Annotated in this window: 6 protein-coding genes; all 6 read right to left on the bottom strand. The window is 64.2% G+C overall.

The annotated features are described in order from the left end of the window. Window positions 1-135: 135 nt before the first annotated feature. On the bottom strand, window positions 136-1,110 hold the full coding sequence (locus tag SFU54_RS03285; protein ID WP_319014888.1) for an aldo/keto reductase: 975 nt from the start codon (window positions 1,108-1,110) through the stop codon (window positions 136-138). Window positions 1,111-1,301: 191 nt separating this feature from the next. Further along, the gene (locus SFU54_RS03280) at window positions 1,302-2,006 is read right to left on the bottom strand and encodes a bacteriorhodopsin (protein WP_319014887.1); all 705 of its coding nucleotides are present in this window, start codon (window positions 2,004-2,006) and stop codon (window positions 1,302-1,304) included. Between the two features lie 318 nt (window positions 2,007-2,324). Next, window positions 2,325-4,592 (bottom strand): polyribonucleotide nucleotidyltransferase, encoded by a 2,268-nt coding sequence (locus SFU54_RS03275; RefSeq protein ID WP_319014886.1) that lies wholly within the window; start codon window positions 4,590-4,592, stop codon window positions 2,325-2,327. A gap of 269 nt (window positions 4,593-4,861) precedes the next feature. Then, on the bottom strand, window positions 4,862-5,365 hold the full coding sequence (locus SFU54_RS03270; protein ID WP_319014885.1) for a hypothetical protein: 504 nt from the start codon (window positions 5,363-5,365) through the stop codon (window positions 4,862-4,864). Beyond that, window positions 5,362-6,072, bottom strand: coding sequence for a hypothetical protein (locus SFU54_RS03265; protein WP_319014884.1), 711 nt, complete (start codon window positions 6,070-6,072; stop codon window positions 5,362-5,364). The genes SFU54_RS03270 and SFU54_RS03265 overlap by 4 nt, the downstream gene beginning before the upstream one ends. Next, on the bottom strand, window positions 6,069-6,363 hold a 295-nt coding region (locus SFU54_RS03260; protein ID WP_319014883.1), incomplete at its 5' end, for a hypothetical protein. The genes SFU54_RS03265 and SFU54_RS03260, both read right to left, overlap by 4 nt.

Below are 6,363 nucleotides of genomic sequence, written 5' to 3'. Positions count from 1 at the left end.
GACGCCCTTTCGGTGTCAGATCGGCATTAGCGTGAACCACGAAGACCTCCGGTCTCGATGCGAGTTGTCAGATACCCACATCGTTCCGGAGGTCTTCGCTACTTCACACGTTCACAACGTCCCGGGTCGTTACAGCTAGGCCTCGCTCACTCGATCAAGCTCGGTCAGGTGGTGGCGGCTCAGCGGCGTATGCGGAGCCGCCATGGCAACGGCGAGTTGAGCCGGGGAACTGACCGACACCACGGGAGCCACCACGTGCGGTCTGCTCAAGAGCCACGACAACGCGACGGTTGCCACACTCGAGTCCGTCTCTGCGGCTACGCGATCGAGAGCCGCCAGAATTCGCAGACCGCGGCGGTTGAGATAGCGCGACGCCTCGGCGCCCCGGCGCTCGCGTTCGAGGTCGGCGCGCGAGCGATACTTGCCGGTCAAGAAACCGGCGGCAAGCGCGAATCGCGGCAAAACGGCGAGATCGAGTTGCCCCGATACGCGAGCGAGATCACCCTCGTATTCTTCACGGTGCACCAGGTTGTAGTGCTTTTGTAGCGCGACCATGTGGGCCACGCCCAGTTGCCCCGATGCGATGCGTGCTTCGAACAGCCGCTCACCCGTATGGTCGCTGCCGCCGAAATACCGCACGAGTCCAGCACGAATGAGCTCGTCCACCGCAAGCAGAGTTTCCTCAAACGGAACGCTCGGGTCATCAATGTGCAAGAAGAGCAGGTCAATGCACTCCACGCGCAAGCGCCGCAGAGACGCTTCAACCGCGGCGCGAATGGCAGGGGCGGAGAGACCAGGGTTGTCGGCACTCTTGCCGACTTTGGTGGCAATCGTGAGAGAGTCGCGGTTGCGGCGCTCGTGCATCCAATTGCCGATCATGATCTCGCTTCGACCGCCTGCGTACGAGTCGGCCGTGTCGATGAACGTACCGCCGAGGTCGATGAAGCGATCAAGGATGCTCGTGGTCGTCGGCCCGTCGGCCGTCCACCCAAAGACGGTGCCGCTCAGAGCGATCGGGAATACGCGGAGCTCGCTCGGGCCGATACGACGAGGGAGCGTGACAGGCGCCGTGATCGTCGCCGTATCGCTTCGCTGCGCGGTGTCGTTCACGGGCCGGAGTCTCTCTCGCATCAATCGGCACGGGGCCGAATCGTTGGGCTGACAGTACTGCTCGACGAGCGCGCGAGCGGGTTTCGGCACGCCATTGTTATCGGGCCGTGTCGCGCGAGCAGTGGGGCAAAACGCAACGGCGCGGCCGCACCCCGAGGGGTACGACCGCGCCGGTGCGGTGCGAGCAGTCGTTAGCTCTGCTTGGCAGCGCGAACAGCGATGATGCCGAAGCCCACCTTGTTGAGCACGTCGGCGATGACGTAAATGATCGCCGCGATGCCGATAGCGAGAGCAGCGTCACCCGCGTTGAGCTCGATGAGCTCTTGCGTTGCCGTTCCGATGGGGTAGATCGCCCAGCCCGCGATGACGAACCACTTCATGGTCTTGACCGCACGCTGCACGTGGGCGGGACCGTCAGAAACGTTCACCGTGTAGACCACGTAGACGATGTAGAGCCACGCGAGCGACGACAAGATGAAGAACAGGTAGTTCGTGACCGAACCGGGGGTGCCGATCTCGCCGAGGTATCCGAAGACGATCATCGCGATGTCGGCAACGATGAGCTTCGTCAGCAGACCCTTCTTCATGGCGCCGGCAATGGCGACGATGAGCGCAAACTCAACGAGCAACAGCGGCGTCGTGATGAGCCAGTCGATGTAGCGAATGGGCAGCGTGGCCTCGACCTCGGCGGTGCCGATGGCGCCGCCGGGGAACTGCACGATGTCTTTCATGACGTAGTACATGATCGCGGCAACGAACGTAATGACCGCGGCGTACGTCGCCACCGAGCGCAGCTCGGGCTTCAGGTCATTGCGCTCGAGATAGAACCACAAGGTGCCTGCCGCCATAGCGACGAAGCCGAGCATGAAAAACGCTTGGACGATTTGGAAGTCCACAATTCTCCTTCGAATCGTGTCAGGTCAGCACAAACGTGCTGTGACAACGGGGGGTGTGTGAAGTGCATAGATGCTCTTCTTGCGGGGAGGGGATCGGGACCCGGCTCACTCGAATTGAGCCCGACTGTACGCCCCTCCCCCGGTGTCAGCCGCATAGTGCGCAAAAATTAGCTGGGTTTCGTCTGGAGATTCGCTGGTAAGCCGAGATTCCATCATCGCCCACGAGCCCTCGAACCTCGCAATGACGCCGACAACGACAGATGCCCGCCCTCCGTGAGGAGGACGGGCATCCGTTGGTCGTGCGTCACTAACCGATCGTTAGGCGTCTTCACCCTCAGCAGAGGCGTCGCCGCCCTCGCCCTCGGCGAGCACCGGCGACAGCGAGAGCTTGCCGCGGTCGTCGGTCTTCGTGATCTCGACGAGGATCTTCTGACCCACCGAGAGCACGTCTTCGACGTTGTCGACACGCTTGCCACCCGCGAGCTTGCGCACCTCGCTGATGTGCAGCAGTCCGTCTCTGCCCGGCATGAGCGAGACGAAGGCGCCAAAGGCCGCAAGCTTCACAACCGTGCCCAGGTACTGCTCTCCCACCTCGGGGTTGATCGGGTTGGCGATCGCGTTGACCTGCAGGCGAGCCGCCTCGGCCGACGCACCGTCGACGGCGCCGATGTAGACCGTGCCGTCTTCTTCGATCGAGATCTGCGCGCCGGTCTCGTCTTGAATGGCGTTGATCGTCTTGCCCTTCGGGCCGATCAGCTCACCGATCTTGTCGACAGGAATCTGCACACTGATGACGCGCGGGGCCGTGGGGGCCATCTCGTCGGGCGCGTCGATCGCCTGGTTCATGACCGCGAGAATCGCCATGCGCGCGTCTTTCGCCTGGCCGAGAGCCTGCTGCAGCACCGACGACGGAATACCGTCAAGCTTGGTGTCGAGCTGGATGGCCGTGACGAACTCACTCGTGCCGGCGACCTTGAAGTCCATGTCGCCGAGTGCGTCTTCGGCGCCGAGGATGTCCGTGAGAGCCGCGTAGCGGGTCTCACCATCCACCACGTCACTGATGAGACCCATCGCGATGCCCGCAACAGGGGCACGCAGCGGCACGCCGGCGTTGAGCAACGACAGAGTCGAGGCACAGACCGAACCCATCGAGGTCGAGCCGTTCGAGCTCAGTGCCTCGGAGACCTGGCGGATGGCGTAGGGGAACTCTTCGCGGCTCGGCAGCACCGGCACGAGAGCGCGCTCGGCGAGGAAGCCGTGCCCGATCTCGCGACGCTTGGGGCTGCCGACACGGCCGGTCTCACCCGTCGAGTAGGGCGGGAAGTTGTAGTGGTGCAGGTACCGCTTGCTCGTGACGGGGTTGAGCGAGTCGATCTGCTGTTCCATCTTGAGCATGTTGAGCGTCGTGACGCCGAGAATCTGCGTCTCGCCGCGCTGGAAGATGGCCGAACCGTGCACGCGCGGAATGACCTGCACTTCAGCGTCGAGCGCCCGGATGTCGGCAAGGCCACGGCCGTCGATGCGAATGCCCTCTTTCAGCACGCGCTGGCGCATGATCGTCTTCGACACCGACTTGTAGGCCGCACCGAATTGCGCGAGGGCCTCGTCGGGCAGCTCGCCCGCCGCAACCTTGGCGGCGATGGCCTCTTTCGTCGTTGCCTTGAGTGCGTCGTCTGCCGTCTGGCGCTCGACCTTGTCGGCGATTTGGTAGACGCGAGCGAGTTCGTCGTGAGCGACGGCGTCGACCGCGGCGTAGAGCTCGCTGCTGTAGTTGACGAAGACCGGGTAGTCCTGGATTTCTTTGGCGGACTGCGCGGCGAGCTCGAGCTGGGCCTTGGCGAGCTGCATGATGAAGGGCTTCGAGGCCTCGAGACCCTGCGCCACGATCTCTTCGCTCGGCTTCACGGCGCCGCCCTGAATCAAGGTCCAGCTGCCTTCGGTGGCCTCGGCTTCAACCATCGTGATGGCCACATCTTCACTGCCGTCGGCGTTGGTGATCACGCGACCCGCAACGATGATGTCGAAGACGGCGTCAGCAAGCTGGCTGTGCTTCGGGAAGGCGACCCACTGGCCACCGCCGTTGTTGTCGGGCATGAGGGCGAGTCGCACCGAAGCGATCGGGCCACTGAACGGAAGGCCCGAGATCTGGGTCGACGCGCTTGCCGCGTTGATGGCGAGAGCGTCGTAGAACTCATCCGGCGCGATGCTGAGCACCGTGATGACGATCTGAACCTCGTTGCGCAGGCCCTCAATGAAGGTCGGGCGCAGCGGACGGTCAATGAGGCGGCAGACCAAGATGGCCTCGGTCGAGGGGCGACCCTCGCGACGGAAGAACGAGCCGGGGATCTTGCCGGCGGCGTAGGAACGTTCTTCAACGTCGACCGTCAGCGGGAAGAAGTCGAAGCCGTCACGCGGCTGCTTGCTGGCGCTCGTGGCGCTCAGCAGCATCGTCTCTTCGTCGAGGTAGGCAGCAACGGCGCCCTGCGCCTGCTGAGCGAGACGACCGGTCTCGAATCGGATAGTGCGCTTGCCGTACTTGCCGTTGTCGAGAACCGTCTCGGCAAACTTGATTTCAGGACCTTCCACGAGGTCTGTCTCCTTACACGTCTGTGTTCACACATCTCAGCGCTGGGCATCCCGAATGGATGCGCAGCGCAGCGCGCGAAGCAGGAGCGGGCAGGAAGGGACGTCGGCGATATGCCGCCGGGTCTGCTCTGGCCAACAGTAGACATCCACCGCATCGACGACGACGTCGCGTCGATTCGGGAGATCACCACCGGTGACCAGCTTCGAGCCGGCCTGCTCCGTGCGGTATTCACTTGAATAGCGCGAGGAAACGCGCCGTCATCAGGGTATCAGCCCGGCGTGTCGCGACCTAGTGCACCCGGCGAACCCGGCGCGCCGTCGAGATCGACCACGGGCAGTCCCACACTGTGCGCGAAGGCCTCGAGGCGCACGGGGTCGAGATCAGGACTGAGGGATGCGAGCGGGCGGCCGCCATCGAGAATCCAGTTGACCGGCCGCTGCCGACTATCGGGCCAACGACCCAACGCCAGGCCGTCGCGAAGCGGCACCACTCGCGCACCCTGGGGATCACGCACCACGAGCGCCACCCCGTCGAAGCGCAGCGACGTTCTCCAGCGCGTCGTCACCGTCGCGACACAGAGGGCAAGTACCCCAAAGGCCGCGAGCACGATCAGGCTGACCACGATGGTCGGGATGCCCGAGCCAACGACGTCAGAGAGCAGCCCCCACGAGCCCGACACGACGACCGCGGCCGCAATCACGAGGCCGTGCATCCATCGACCCGCACGGCCACGGACGACCACGTGCGACGGCCGAGCATCGGGGGCCGTCATGGCACCTCCCGCGGGGAGAATGTGCTGGCGATCAGGTCGCCGGAGAGACCCGCGATGTAGGAATCGATGACGGCGTCGCTCGGCGGGCACACGGCGACGGCGCGCGCCAGTGAGACCGGGTCAGCGATGGCAAAGGTAAAGGGGTTGAACTCGCGCGCGGTACCGACGTGACGCGCGAACTCGAGCGCGCTCGGCGCCGTGGGTACCGAAACACCCAATCCCCGCAGGCAGGGAACGACGCGATGCGTGGCGTCTTGGTAGCGCCAGGCCGATTCGACGGATCCGATGACCGTGGTGGCAGTCAGATCGGCCACGCCGTACTGGGCGTTGCAACTCTCGATCGTCCACCTGATGCGGTCATACGTGTCACCCACCGTGCCGAAGTAGGTCACCGTGAAACCCGCGTCACGACGAGCGACCTGCAATCGAGGGTTGAGAGCCACGATGCACTCGGTCACGCGCGCGTCGAGCTCATCGAGCGAGACGAGCCCGCCGAAACGCGGCTCGGGAATTCCGAACTGCACAAGGCGGTCATGCGATTGCTCAACAAAGTCGTCAAACGCTGCTCGTTCTGCCGCGTCGAGTGCCGCGAGCCTTTCGCTCGCGACCTCGTCGAGAGTGATGATCGTCGCCGGCTCACGCGCGCATGCCGAAAGAACAAGGCTCACGAGCACGAGTGCTGTGCAGGCGGTTGCCGATCGCGTCATGGGCGTATCTCTGGGGGTCCGAGTTGGGCAAGCGTCCGGCCTGGATCAGGGCACGTCGCGCGAATCTGGCGCGCCGTTGCGACGTCGGCGTTACGGAGCGTCGCGGCGAGCCACACGCTCTGAACCGGAAGGAGAGAATTGCCGGTCGGAGTCGGGTAGATCGACGCGTTCATGGCGGCGTTGAAGTCAGAGATCTCGAGCTCGGCACCCCAGCGACGCACACAATTCGGGAGCGCCACCGAGAGTTGATGACGCACCCACTCCAACTCGACTGGCCCACCGAAAGCGAAG

Origin of the sequence: Microcella sp. (assembly GCF_033763155.1) — a bacterium.
Classification (GTDB): Bacteria; Actinomycetota; Actinomycetes; order Actinomycetales; family Microbacteriaceae; genus Microcella.
Note: the sequence above shows the minus strand (reverse complement) of the source record. Positions and strands in the feature narration are given on the sequence as shown.